This window comes from Colwellia sp. BRX8-5 (assembly GCF_014077325.1).
Taxonomy (GTDB): domain Bacteria; phylum Pseudomonadota; class Gammaproteobacteria; order Enterobacterales; family Alteromonadaceae; genus Colwellia_A.
In genome coordinates this window covers 87,015-99,445 of the sequence record NZ_JACGVR010000004.1, presented here as the reverse complement: position 1 = coordinate 99,445, position 12,431 = coordinate 87,015, and the positions used below count along the sequence as shown (strand labels likewise).

General features: G+C 37.0%; 12 protein-coding genes and 1 pseudogene. 5 read left to right on the top strand and 8 right to left on the bottom strand.

Annotation, left to right across the window (positions count from 1 at the left end; translation table 11 throughout):
• Positions 1-37 precede the first annotated feature (37 nt).
• A complete protein-coding gene (locus H4J62_RS04410; protein ID WP_182217968.1) occupies positions 38-1,018 on the top strand; it encodes an MDR family oxidoreductase in 981 nt (326 codons plus the stop codon).
• Between the two features lie 177 nt (positions 1,019-1,195).
• Here the strand turns inward: H4J62_RS04410 and H4J62_RS04405 are convergent, their stop codons facing one another.
• Positions 1,196-1,711, bottom strand: coding sequence for a fused DSP-PTPase phosphatase/NAD kinase-like protein (locus tag H4J62_RS04405; RefSeq protein ID WP_182217966.1), 516 nt, complete (start codon positions 1,709-1,711; stop codon positions 1,196-1,198).
• Positions 1,712-1,855: 144 nt separating this feature from the next.
• On the opposite strand from H4J62_RS04405, the pseudogene H4J62_RS20745 reads away from it, so the two are divergent.
• Both H4J62_RS20745 and H4J62_RS20740 read left to right on the top strand, forming a co-directional pair.
• Positions 1,856-2,527 (top strand): annotated as a pseudogene (locus H4J62_RS20745) (methyl-accepting chemotaxis protein); the annotation flags it as partial.
• Positions 2,528-2,575: 48 nt separating this feature from the next.
• Positions 2,576-2,980, top strand: coding sequence for a CZB domain-containing protein (locus tag H4J62_RS20740; protein WP_404842481.1), 405 nt, complete (start codon positions 2,576-2,578; stop codon positions 2,978-2,980).
• 255 nt (positions 2,981-3,235) lie between these two features.
• Here H4J62_RS20740 and H4J62_RS04395 read toward each other — a convergent pair whose 3' ends face one another.
• Positions 3,236-3,535, bottom strand: coding sequence for a DUF3301 domain-containing protein (locus H4J62_RS04395; RefSeq protein ID WP_182215630.1), 300 nt, complete (start codon positions 3,533-3,535; stop codon positions 3,236-3,238).
• Between the two features lie 15 nt (positions 3,536-3,550).
• Entirely contained in the window at positions 3,551-4,600 is a 1,050-nt protein-coding gene (locus H4J62_RS04390) for a DUF3549 family protein (RefSeq protein ID WP_182215632.1), read from the bottom strand.
• A 110-nt stretch (positions 4,601-4,710) separates the two neighbouring features.
• On the opposite strand from H4J62_RS04390, the gene truC reads away from it, so the two are divergent.
• Positions 4,711-5,469 carry a tRNA pseudouridine(65) synthase TruC gene (truC, locus tag H4J62_RS04385; RefSeq protein WP_220465983.1) on the top strand — a complete coding sequence of 253 codons (759 nt, stop codon included), beginning with the start codon at positions 4,711-4,713 and terminating at the stop codon, positions 5,467-5,469.
• Between the two features lie 13 nt (positions 5,470-5,482).
• Here truC and H4J62_RS04380 read toward each other — a convergent pair whose 3' ends face one another.
• From H4J62_RS04380 to H4J62_RS04360, 5 genes are all read right to left on the bottom strand, one after another.
• Entirely contained in the window at positions 5,483-5,812 is a 330-nt protein-coding gene (locus H4J62_RS04380; RefSeq protein WP_182215633.1) for a hypothetical protein, read from the bottom strand.
• Positions 5,813-6,080: 268 nt separating this feature from the next.
• The gene (gene dapD / locus H4J62_RS04375; RefSeq protein WP_182215635.1) at positions 6,081-6,911 is read right to left on the bottom strand and encodes a 2,3,4,5-tetrahydropyridine-2,6-dicarboxylate N-succinyltransferase; all 831 of its coding nucleotides are present in this window, start codon (positions 6,909-6,911) and stop codon (positions 6,081-6,083) included.
• Positions 6,912-6,948: 37 nt separating this feature from the next.
• Positions 6,949-9,570, bottom strand: coding sequence for a [protein-PII] uridylyltransferase (gene glnD / locus H4J62_RS04370; protein ID WP_182215637.1), 2,622 nt, complete (start codon positions 9,568-9,570; stop codon positions 6,949-6,951).
• 116 nt (positions 9,571-9,686) lie between these two features.
• Positions 9,687-10,475, bottom strand: coding sequence for a type I methionyl aminopeptidase (gene map / locus H4J62_RS04365; protein ID WP_182215639.1), 789 nt, complete (start codon positions 10,473-10,475; stop codon positions 9,687-9,689).
• Between the two features lie 76 nt (positions 10,476-10,551).
• Positions 10,552-11,160, bottom strand: a complete 609-nt coding sequence (locus H4J62_RS04360; RefSeq protein WP_182215641.1) for a hypothetical protein — start codon at positions 11,158-11,160, stop codon at positions 10,552-10,554.
• A gap of 461 nt (positions 11,161-11,621) precedes the next feature.
• Between H4J62_RS04360 and rpsB the strand changes: the two genes are divergently transcribed.
• A complete protein-coding gene (gene rpsB, locus H4J62_RS04355) occupies positions 11,622-12,350 on the top strand; it encodes a 30S ribosomal protein S2 (RefSeq protein WP_070374057.1) in 729 nt (242 codons plus the stop codon).
• Positions 12,351-12,431: the final 81 nt, after the last annotated feature.

Sequence of the window (12,431 nt, the reverse complement as noted above, 5' to 3'; positions counted from 1 at the left end):
TCATTTATAGACGATCGGTCTAAATAAGGAATAGCAGATGTTTAAAGGCATTTTAATTGAAAAAGACGACCAAGGTTACCGCGCGACAGTTAAAGATATTGACGACAACTTACTGCCAGAAGGTGATGTTACCGTTAAAGTTTCTCATAGCACGCTTAATTACAAAGATGCTTTGGCCATCACAGGTAAAGGTCCGGTAGTTAGACAATTCCCTATGGTTCCCGGTATCGATTTAGTCGGAACAGTTGAACACACTGAGAGTGATAAGTTTGAGGTTGGCGATAGTGTACTACTCAATGGTTTTGGTGTCGGTGAAGTGCACTGTGGCGGTTTAGCTGAAAAAGCTCGATTAAAAAGTGAATGGTTGATCCCATTGCCAAAAGCATTTACACCACGCCAAGCCATGGCTATTGGTACGGCAGGTTATACCGCGATGCTTTGTGTCATTGCACTTGAAAAAAATGGCGTCACTCCAGATAAAGGTGAAATTTTAGTGACCGGAGCAAACGGTGGTGTCGGCAGTTTTTCAATCGCAATCCTAGCGAAATTAGGCTATACAGTTGTTGCTTCAACAGGTCGCGTTGATCAAGTGAAATATCTAGAAAAACTAGGTGCATCAGCCGTTATCGACCGTGAAACGTTATCGCAACCTGGTCGCCCAATGACAAAAGAACGTTGGGCTGGCGCAATTGACTCAGTAGGTAGTCATACGTTAGCGAATGTTTGTGCGAGTATGAAATATGGTGGTACTGTTGCAGCCTGTGGTTTAGCGCAAGGCATGGATTTTCCTGCCTCTGTTGCACCTTTTATTTTACGTGGCATAACTTTAGCGGGTATTGATAGTGTGATGCGCCCACTCGCAGACAGGATTGAAGCATGGCAACGACTTGCTGATATTTTAGACCCCGATATTTTTGAAGATATTTCTACCGACATCACCTTGGTAGAAGCTGTCGATGTGGCCAGTGATTTAATGGCAGGTAAAGTGCGTGGTCGAGTGGTTGTTAATATCAGTTAGTGAAAGCTATAAGTTAAATGAGTAAAAACTGATATTTTGTAAGTTTCTACTCATAACTAAGATGTTCTATTAAAAATTTTTTATAATAGAACATCTTAGTTAGCTGTAACTGACAAAGAGTAAAGGCTCAAGTATTTCTTGAGCCTTTACGACATAAAGACAGCTGGATTGTTAACCTTATTGAGTCTTTAACACTTTTTTAACGGTAGCTTCTAAGCTAGTTAACCCCGCTTTTTTTCCTGTAACAATCGCCTCATCAATGCTTTTATTGTGATTGAAGTGCGCATCTAATGCGAACATAGCACCAACACGGTTACCGCTGGCGCAATGAACAAAAGCTTGTTCTTTATTTGTGATGGCAGCAGTAAATAATGCGAGATTTTCTTTATTGATATCACTGGCACCACGAATAGGTATCGCAATATAATTCATGCCCAAGGCTTCTACTTTAACTTGTTCGTCAAAATCGTCAAATTCACCAGTACCCCGTAAATTTATTACCGTTTTAATACCACTTTTTGACAGCATAATGAGATCATTTTCGCTGGGTTGCCCACCAATAATAAATTGCTGGCTATATTGTGTAGCATTTTTGGCTGAGAGCTTATCACTAACGTCATTAGCTTGGCTAAAACCAGATAAAGTGAACATTAAAATTAAAAAGATAAAAACTACGCTTGCTTGTTTATTCATTAGTGTACTTCCAATTGGCGAATTAACTTTATATGATTTTTGTTTTGAACATACTTTATGAAAAGATGTAAAAAACGCTAGTCATAGCAGTTTTTTAATATATATTAATTGTATAAAACTTGATATTAAAGGTAGCAAAATAAAATGATTTTTGGTGCAAAAAACAAAGAAGAAATCTCTCGTTTGAAAATTGAGAATAACCAATTAAAAAATCGTATTGAATCACTAGAAGAAAAATTATTATTAGCCGAAAATGATAATTCTCAGTTAGCTGAAGATATGTCTACTAACGATAGTCGTGCTCGTACACATGAAGATCTGAATAAGCTTTGGATGCAGTCTTCAAGTTTAATTGACCAAATTCGTCAAGAGTTAGCATCTTCATCTACCGGTATGATTGAGCATCGTGATACCTTTCAGTCGTCGCAGCAACTCTTTGATCAAATCATGGATATGTTAGCAACAAATATTATTTCCACGTCAGAGATTTCTAATGAGACGCAATCGGCATCAACATCAGTTGACCAATTGAAAACAGTGACTTCTGGCATTAATGACTTTGTTAATATCATTAAAGGTATTTCTGATCAAACTAACTTATTAGCGTTAAATGCCGCCATAGAAGCAGCAAGGGCTGGAGAACAAGGCCGAGGCTTTGCTGTCGTTGCTGACGAAGTTAGAACATTAGCCCAACGCTCAGCGGAGGCTTCCAATGAAATATCTAACTTAATAGAGCAAGTTAATACACAAATGGGCGATGTTATTAATGGTATTGGCCAAGTAGGCGAGAAGAGCCAAGCAATAAGCGCCAGTACTTCTTCTATTGAAGATACCGCGAATCGTATTGTGTCATTATCAAAAAATATGTATTCGGTTATTACTCATTCAACAGCCGATGCATTTTTACAGACGGTTAAAATGGATCACGTTGTTTGGAAACTTGACGTCTATAAGGTGATGTTAGGTATGTCTGATAAATGCCTTGAAGATTTTGCTGATCATACTATGTGTCGATTAGGGAAATGGTTTTATCAAGGGGAGGGCGCTGAAAAATATGCAACACAAAGCGCTTTTAAACAAATAGAAGGCCCACATATCGATGTTCATAGTCATGGGCTTGAGGCGTTAAAGGCTCATAAGGCTGGAGACTCGGCTCGTGCATTAAAAGCCCTTACTGTTATGGAAAATGCGAGTTTTAAAGTGGTTGATGCATTAACGGGGCTTTCTCAACAAGTTGCTCAAAATATTAATTCAGCAACTAAAAAGTAGCACTTTAGCTTTTATTGTTCAGGATGGCCTCTCTCAGACATCCTGTCTTTTGATACATTAGTGCATAGATGCACGTCAACGGTCATGACAGCTCTTAGGTATCGATACCTTCGCTGCCAAGGAACGTATATGTTCAGAACTGCATGGATGCAGGGAGTAGAGAGTAGGGTAACGCAGCAGCAGTTACCGAGCGGCCAATGGCGGTCTGTGTTTATTATTTAGCTTTTAGTCGCTAGGTCACTCGTTGGTAAGTACTTATATTTTGTACATGGGAACATGGGTGTTTTCTAATTTGTAACCCTTTAATGTTGCTTGACCTTGATAACTTGACTCACCGTCACCGCTGAACTCAAAATCAAAAATACTGATCCAATGGGGTCCTAAAGCTTTGCTAAAGGTTAAGCGATTTGATCGCCGCGAAAGCGAAATGAACTGCAAACCATCTTTTTCACAATATGCTGTTATGTGGCGTAAAGCGAATTCTGAAACTTTTCTAAGGTAAATGAAATACCACAAAAATAAACAGACAATCAGTAATAAATAAATATTTTCCATTCTAGCTCTCTATCATTAGCGTTGAAATAACATACCAATAGCTTTACTTAACTCATCGCTACGGTTTGGCGCTCTCATACATTGAAATATTAATGGCCGTAAAGTAGGAATAGCCACTAAATCTTTAAAAATAGCTTGGAAAACGGCAATATCATGCTGAGTTACTAATAACTCCAAAAAAGACATGATTTGCGGTTCACTGGTGAAAACTTGCCAACATCTTCCAGCAATCACTATCGCTATTTCTTCAGACATTCCTTGTGCAGGCGACGCTTGCTTAATCAGGGTATTAATAAATATTACCACATGAGGGTGTTCACAACTTGATGATAAACTTCGTAATATAAAACTCAGCTCAGCGTTACTGTCTTCATCTTTTGCACTCTCACGCAGCTTAAATTCTGCAATGAGTCTATCAATAATATCTACTGATAACTTAACATTTTCTAATGCTGAACATAATGGCTTAAGAACCTGCGAAGGTAATTGAGGAAGAGCGTTGACTATTATTTTTTGTATTTCTTTAGCTGATAAACGTACGGCAAAATCATTTAAGCCTTGCACGCCTACGTTGTGGTAATCCTGCCAAGAATTTTCGCCCGATAAATAACTTAATGCGCCTGAAAAATATTGGCTACTATTATTTTTTGTTTCTAGCGAAATTAAACTGTTCATATAGGCTAGTTTGTATTGTGGCGGAGTAAAATGATAAGGATTATTTTTAAGTAAGGCTTCTTGTTGCTCGCTTGGCGCCGTACTAAGTTCAGCACCTAATGCTTCAATAATAATAGCTATAAAATGATCCCTTGCGGCTAAGTTAAGTAAACCACGCTCATCAAGAGGTATCTTTACAAACCATAAATATGGTGAAGCGTTTTGCTTTTGCCAAAAAGCTATTGCTATAAAGGCATGGCCTTGAGAAGGGAATGGATAAGGGATCTGGTTTGCTTCAATTTTAGTAAAACTATCTTTTGATAATTTATCTATTTTTCGGCCAATATCAAATACCCGATATTGAGAGCCAGAAAGCTTTAATAATTCAGAAATAGAAGAAATAGTATTCATAGCTTAAATAATAAATAAAATAATAATCGAATAATGTTGGCATTATAGAGATAATAATAGATCAATACTATTTGCTTTTTGCATAGCAGATAAGAAACCTAGAGATAATCATGCCTTTTGATGAAAAACCCATCTTAACGATATTATATCAAGATGATTACATTGTTGCCGTTGACAAACCAGCAGGACTTTTTGTTCATAGAAGTTATATGGATAAAGATGAAATATATTTTGCCTTACAATTGGTGCGTGACCAAGTGGGTAAATATGTTTATCCCCTTCACCGATTAGATCGCCCGACATCAGGTGTTCTATTATTTGGTTTAAACGAAGAAGTAGCCCGATTAATGGGGCAAGTGTTTATTGATAAAAAAATTCAAAAAACATACTTTGCTTTGACGCGTGGTCATTTACTGGGTGCAGGCGAAATAGATTATCCCCTTAAAGAGAAGCTCGATAAATTAGGTGATAAAAATGTTAGCCTTGATAAAGCGCCGCAAGATGCTGTTACTCACTACGAGTCTTTATTAACTGCAAGTTTACCTATTAAGGTCGGTAAATTTGATAGTGTGCGTTATTCATTAATTAAATTACTGCCTACCACGGGAAGAAGACATCAAATTCGCCGTCATTTAGCGCATTTACGCCATCCTATTTTAGGTGATATTAATTATGGGGATAATAAACAAAATCCATTTTTCATTGAACATTTTGGCTTTAAGCGGCTGATGTTAATCGCTAAAAAAGTTGTATTTATTCACCCTATTACCAAGGTACAGCTGACAATTGAAGCTGAATTTGATCAGCAATGGCTAGAGGTTTTTGATGAACTATCTTGGGAGACTAAAATAATAAAGACCTTAACGTAATCATTACATTAGCTTATTCAGCGGTAATAATACGAATAGAATTTACATCTCTAGCAATTAAAGCAGCATAAACATGTGTGGTTCGTTGGCTATTATCGTCGCTAATTTTTGGCCCTTTAATATTGACAGTATTAACAAAAATATCATTACTATAACGTTCGCGTTGCTGAGCAAATGCTAACATCATTTGCTGATCTTCCGTTACTGGACGATGAAGCAATGACATCATCAAATGATGGTCAGAGAGCAATGGTTTTTTTTCTATTGCTACTTGAGGGGTCGAGCGACAAGCCGTCAGAAATAAAGCACTAAGAACAACAAGCAAAGTTAAAATATTTTTCATGATCAGTCAATAATAAAACAAGTGATACCTCTAGATGGCAAATGGTATGCCAAGTGTTTTATTGATTGTTAAATCAGTTGAGCTAAATGAAGTGAGAATAATTAATTAACTGTTATTTATAAAGAATTTTTAAATTTTTTATTTAATGAAAGCAGGTGTTTTTGTAAAGAACATTAACTTTGACAGCCAAGCTATAGCAAAGACTGTTCAGCTGTCAAAAAAATAGCGGTGATAAATTCACCGCTATTTTTACAAAGAATTTATCGCTTTATTCTTCTGATACCGAACGAAGTAAAGCATTAATACCAACTTTTGCGCGTGTTTTAGCATCAACTTTTTTAACGATTATCGCTGCGTATAAACTGTAGGTACCACACTTAGAAGGTAAGTTGCCCGGTACGACTACTGAGCCTGCTGGCACACGTCCATAATGTATTTCACCCGTTTCACGGTCAAAAATGCGAGTACTTTGACCAATGTAAACGCCCATAGAGATTACAGCGCCTTCTTCAACAACTACACCTTCAACAATTTCCGATCGTGCACCAATAAAGCAATTATCTTCAATAATGGTTGGTCCTGCTTGTAAAGGCTCTAAAACTCCACCGATACCAACACCACCAGATAAGTGTACATTCTTACCAATTTGAGCACATGAACCGACAGTTGCCCATGCATCAACCATACAGCCTTCATCAACATAAGCGCCGATATTAACAAAGCTTGGCATAACCACTACATTCTTACCAATAAAACTACCCGTGCGCACAGATGCGCCAGGAACGACACGAACACCGTCAGCTTCAAAGTCTGCTTGTGTGTAATCAGTATATTTCATCGGAACTTTATCAAAAAAGGTACTTTCGGCGCCGTCGATGACTGCGTTGTCCCAAATTCTAAAAGAGAGTAAAACTGCTTTTTTTAGCCACTGATGAACAACCCATTCACCGGCTACTTTTTCTGCAACACGTGCTGAACCATCATTTAAGGCGGCTAATGCGTTTAACACCGCCTGCTTTACTTCAGTTGAAACCGTTTTTGGCGTGATGTTCATTCGATCTTCAAAAGCTTGTTCTATGGTGCTTTGTAAGTTTGACATGGTAATTCCTATTCTTTTAAATTTATGGTCTAAAGTGTTAAATGCTAAATTGTTTTTCACATAGCATCGCTGAAAGTTTTTGCTGTTGTTCTTGTGTTAACGCTAAATTATCAGTGTTTGAAACCGTAAAAACATCATCTATCTTTTCACCAAAAGTTGTGATTTTTGCTGAGTGAATATTTAGTTTGTTTTCTTGAAAAATTTTGGCAAATTTAGCTAATAGGCCGGGATGATCAAGCGCAATTATTTCTAATACCGTAGTTTTATCGGTTGCTGTTTCGATAAAGCTCACTTTAGTGGGAACTTTAAAGTTATCAATATAAGCGGGAGCAGGTTTGTTTTTTACTTTTGGCAGTGGCTTCATTAATGATTTAGTGAGTTTGTTTGCTATATCTAATGCCCGACTGCTGTCCGTAATCGCTCTGTTTTTTTGATCTAATACCACAAACGTATTTAAGGTATAGCCTTTCTTACTGCTAATTATTTTAGCATCATGAATCGATAAACGCTGCGCGTCGAGTAAGGTCACCATTTTTGCAAAAATATTTGCTGAGGCTTTGGTATAAATAAATATTTCAGTACCGCCTCGATAAGGCTTAGGACTGATCAACACTAAAGGTTTTACGATACTATGTTTTATTATATGACGGCTATGCCAAGCAATTTGTACCGGTGAATAACGTAAAAAATATTCGGCTTTAAGCTTTTTCCAAAAGGTTCTAATTTGATTAGCATCGCACTCGTAATCTTTGAGCAGTTCAAGTGCTTTTTCTTGGTTTTCTCGTGTTTTTGCACGTAAATCAACTTGTTTTTCGAGTCCGCGGCGAAAGGCTCTTTTGGTATTAAAATAAAGCTCTTGCAGTAAATTTGCTTTCCAGCTATTCCATAAACTTTCATTGGTTGCACGCATATCAGCAACGGTTAAACAATAGAGATAATCTAAGTGAGCTTCATCCCTGACAATAGCAGCAAAATTTCTGATCACTTCTTCATCAGCAATATCTCGACGTTGTGCGGTTACCGACATCACTAAATGGTTTTTGACTAACCAGGCTATCATGCGCCCATCGTGATCACTTATCGGGTGAACCTTGCTAAATTCTAAGGCATCAACTGCACCTAACTTTGCATGGTCACCACCACGACCTTTCGCAATATCGTGAAAAATGCCTGCAATATATAATACTTCTGGCTTACGAATACGCTGCATTATCTTGCTACAAAGCGGATAATCATTGTCGTGTTGAGGTTGGCTAAAACGGTAAATATTTTTAATTAAGCGGTAGCTATGTTCATCAACTGAATATGCATGAAATAAATCAAACTGCATCTGCCCAACAATACTTCGCCATTGTGGTAAATAAGCGGCAATAATCGAATGGCGATGCATTAAGCTAAAGGTTAATCCTAAGCCATTAGGATGCTTCATAATTTCGATGAAGATTCGTCGACATTCGGCGTAATCCATCAGCCCTGAAATTAAACGTCTACGGGCATTTCTTAATAATCTTAGTGTCTGAGGGTGTAAATCGGTAATATTTTCATTTTGAGCAACCAGTAAAAACAGTTCCATAATTTTTACTGAACTCATAAAAACTCTGTCATTTACTGCATTTATTTGGCCATCAATAATAATAAAATCTTTAGTCAGAGGGATCTTTTCAACCGGATGATTCTTTTTGATAATGGCATATTCAAAATGCTGTAATAGCATTTTATTAAGTTCAGCAACACGGCCAATAATACGAAAAAATCGCTTCATCATGCGTTCAATAGCAAATTTACCTTCATCACCAAAGCCCATTAAACTGGCAACTTCACCTTGGTAGTCAAAGAGTAAACGGTTTTCATTACGACCCGCAATAATGTGCAAAGCGGCACGCATCCGCCATAGGTAGTCTTGACACTCTAATAATTCAAAAAATTCGTTTTGTGTTAAGTAGTGATGGGCAACAAGTTCTTCAAGTGAGTCGGCAACAAAATGTCGTTTGGCAACCCAAGCTATGGTTTGAATGTCTCGCAGGCCACCCGGATTAGCTTTTAAATTGGGCTCTAGCGTATAAGATGCACCATGGTATTGTTGGTGGCGTTCGTATTGTTCTTCGCGTTTGGCCAAGAAGAATTTTTTTGAGGTCCAAAAGCCATCTTTTGCCAATAACGGATATAAATTCTGAGTGAGTGCTTCATTGCCACAAATTTGGCGCATTTCCATCAGGTTTGTCGCTATGGTAACGTCGCTTTTTGCTTGTTTTACACATTCTTTAACACTGCGGACACTGTGACCAATATCGAGCTTTACATCCCATAGCTGAGTAATAAAAGCGGATATTTTTTCGGATAAGGCATCACTGATCTTTTCTTTAGTCAGTAATAATATATCGACATCAGAATAAGGGTGTAATTCACCTCGACCATAACCACCAACAGCAAGTAAGCTAATTTGATCTTCATCTAAATTGTGCTGGCACCAAAGTTTATGGAGAATTTTGTCAACAAACTCTGAACGCGTTGACACTAATATGGATACCTCTACATAAGGAAATTTATCTTTTTGCCATTGCTGAAAATCGCGGCTAAGTTGACAAATATCTTGAGTAGAAATAAAAGGGGAGCTAACGGCTAATGGGGTACTATATTCTATCGGAAAAAGAGTTTGCATAGCTGAATATTTTACTCAATAAGTTAAGGCGATAGACATCATGCTTTATTTAGCCATTAAAAAGCAAATAACGACTATCGCTAACTTATACTTTGTTAACAAAACCAGTAATAAAACTAGTTATGTAGATGTCTTGGAATCGTATCATCGCTATGTAATGTTAAAATTTCACAGCCTGTGCGAGTAACCACAAGTGTATGTTCCCATTGTGCCGACTTTTTGCCGTCTAAGGTGTAAACGGTCCAATTATCTTCTTTATCTAGTAGTGTATTAGCACGACCAAGGTTAACCATAGGTTCGATAGTAAAACACATACCTTCAAGCATTTTTTCTTTGTCGGTATTTTTATAATGAACGATCTGTGGTTCTTCATGAAAAACGCTGCCAATACCATGGCCACAATATTCTTTTACAATAGAGTAACGACCTGATTTTTTTAAAAACTTTTGAATAGCAGTGCCAATCTCACCAAAGGTGTTGCCAGGTTTTACTTTTTTCAATCCGACATACAAAGCTTCTCTGGTGATACGACATAAACGATTGTCTTCAAGACTTACTTCGCCAATAAGAAACATTTTACTGGTATCACCGTGATAGCCATCTTTAATAACAGTGATGTCCAAATTAACGATGTCGCCATCAACTAATGGCACGTCGTTAGGAATACCATGACACACCACGTGATTAACTGAGGTACAAATTGATTTAGGAAAGCCATGATAATTTAATGGCGCTGAAATGGCATCTTGCACTTTGTCAGTATAATCAGCGCATAGGGTATTTAACTCATTGGTTGTCACACCCGCTTTTACATAAGGTGTGATCATCTCTAATACGTCGGCGGCAAGTTTTCCTGCTATACGCATTTTTTCTATTTCTTGCTGAGTTTTAATTGTAATACCCATTTATTCCTCTATTGTCTGTTTAGTGTAAAGGCTACGGTTGTTATTTTGCCTAAAAGTGTCGTTATTGTCTATTGGTCTAGTTTTTTGCAAGTTCAAGCTCAACAGCTTCTATTATTGCACTAGGGTTTTGTAAATATAAGTTATGATTGAGTAAGGTTAGGTTTTCATTATGAGCAATTAGTAATGCGGGGATCGCTTTTGTACCAATATACTCTTGAAAGTCATAAATTTCTTGTAAAACAAATTCGGCTTCCTTAGCTATTTTACCTTCTTTAAATACTTTTGCAGGCGGTGATAGCTTAAGTTCATCAATGATAGGCTGAAAATCACTTTCGTGCGTAAACGCTGTGCCTTGTTCAAAATGCTGTTTTTGGATAGCGGTAATAAGCTCTAAAGTTAAGTGAGGCACTTTTTGACTGACCCATCCTATTAAATTAGCACTTAATGTTGAGTCTTTCTCTACGTTAAGTGTCTTCACATATTCGTGACTAAATTCAATGTTAGCGTCATCTTCAACGGCATCAATAGTTTTTCGGCTGACTTTCTCATCTCCTTCATAGTGAGCACTGTGCCATAAATTTAAAGTGATATTTGGATAAGCATCAGCAATTTCTTTAACTAAAGAAGTTGTCGCAAAGCTCCAAGGGCAGTGTGTGTCATAAATAAAAAAGAGTTCAGTAGACATGGTCATATATCGCCGTAGTGTTAAGTCAAAAATTTAATAAAATATAGAACCGCTAATTTTAGCGCGTACAGTAAAATTATCCCAGTAATATTATTACTATATTAATTAAGAAATATTGACCTTTAATTGTTAATTTCTAGCCTTTGGTAAATTAATATGGTATAAAGTGCGCCGTTAAATTTGTCGATTGAATAGCATAGTTATTTAGATTTTATCTAAGTATTACTCAGTGTTTTCGGTTATCCGATTACTAACTTGTTGTTATCGATAGTGTTTAGCTTTTAAACTTGTATTATTAAAAATAATAATACTTATTATAAATTCACATACATTTATTAAGAATATGTCGGGGTGCTCAGTTTGAATTTGTCTTAATTATAAGCAAATAATCGAACAATAAAGAGTCAGGTATATTTGAATGTATGAACGCTTAACCCCCTAAACCAAATAAAGGAAAAATCATGCCAAACGTTTCTATGCGCGATATGCTTAAAGCAGGTGTTCATTTCGGTCACAAAACCCGTTACTGGAACCCAAAAATGAAAACTTACATTTTTGGTTCACGCGATAAAGTTCATATCATCAACCTTGAACAAACTGTTCCTATGTTCAATGAAGCCCTTGCTTTCTTATCAGGTGTTTCTGCGAAAAAAGGTAAAGTTTTATTTGTTGGTACTAAGCGCGCTGCAAGCGATGCAATTAAAGATGCTGCTATCAAATGTGATCAGTTTTACGTTAATCACCGTTGGTTAGGTGGTATGTTGACTAACTGGAAAACAGTTCGTCAATCAATCAAGCGTTTAAAAGATCTTGAAGCACAAAGCTCTGACGGTACTTTTGAAGCTCTTACTAAAAAAGAAGCTTTGATGCGTACACGTGAAATGGAAAAACTTGACAAAAGTCTTGGTGGAATCAAAAACATGGGTGGTTTACCTGACGTTTTATTCATCATTGATGCTGATCACGAACACATTTCTATTAAAGAAGCTAAAAACTTAGGTATTCCAGTAATATCTGTAGTTGATACAAACTCAAACCCAGATAACATTGATTTCATTATCCCGGGTAACGACGATGCAATTCGCGCTGTGACTTTATACACTGATTCTGCTGCTAACGCAGTTTTAGCTGGTCGTGAAAAGAACATTGTTGTTCAAGCTGAAAAAGACGGTTTTGTAGAAGCTGAATAATTTCAGTTTTTCATAATCTTTTTTGCTATTGCCACAAGCGTGTTAGCGCTTGTGGCAACATATTAATATTTATGCCCGGCT

Excerpts from the sequence above, each read along its gene's own strand:
- H4J62_RS04410 (WP_182217968.1), top strand. The coding sequence starts at position 38 with ATGTTTAAAGGCATTTTAATTGAAAAAGACGACCAAGGTTACCGCGCG.
- H4J62_RS04405 (WP_182217966.1), bottom strand. The coding sequence starts at position 1,711 with ATGAATAAACAAGCAAGCGTAGTTTTTATCTTTTTAATTTTAATGTTC.
- H4J62_RS20740 (WP_404842481.1), top strand. The coding sequence starts at position 2,576 with ATGTATTCGGTTATTACTCATTCAACAGCCGATGCATTTTTACAGACG.
- H4J62_RS04395 (WP_182215630.1), bottom strand. The coding sequence starts at position 3,535 with ATGGAAAATATTTATTTATTACTGATTGTCTGTTTATTTTTGTGGTAT.
- H4J62_RS04390 (WP_182215632.1), bottom strand. The coding sequence starts at position 4,600 with ATGAATACTATTTCTTCTATTTCTGAATTATTAAAGCTTTCTGGCTCT.
- truC (WP_220465983.1), top strand. The coding sequence starts at position 4,711 with ATGCCTTTTGATGAAAAACCCATCTTAACGATATTATATCAAGATGAT.
- H4J62_RS04380 (WP_182215633.1), bottom strand. The coding sequence starts at position 5,812 with ATGAAAAATATTTTAACTTTGCTTGTTGTTCTTAGTGCTTTATTTCTG.
- dapD (WP_182215635.1), bottom strand. The coding sequence starts at position 6,911 with ATGTCAAACTTACAAAGCACCATAGAACAAGCTTTTGAAGATCGAATG.
- glnD (WP_182215637.1), bottom strand. The coding sequence starts at position 9,570 with ATGCAAACTCTTTTTCCGATAGAATATAGTACCCCATTAGCCGTTAGC.
- map (WP_182215639.1), bottom strand. The coding sequence starts at position 10,475 with ATGGGTATTACAATTAAAACTCAGCAAGAAATAGAAAAAATGCGTATA.
- H4J62_RS04360 (WP_182215641.1), bottom strand. The coding sequence starts at position 11,160 with ATGTCTACTGAACTCTTTTTTATTTATGACACACACTGCCCTTGGAGC.
- rpsB (WP_070374057.1), top strand. The coding sequence starts at position 11,622 with ATGCCAAACGTTTCTATGCGCGATATGCTTAAAGCAGGTGTTCATTTC.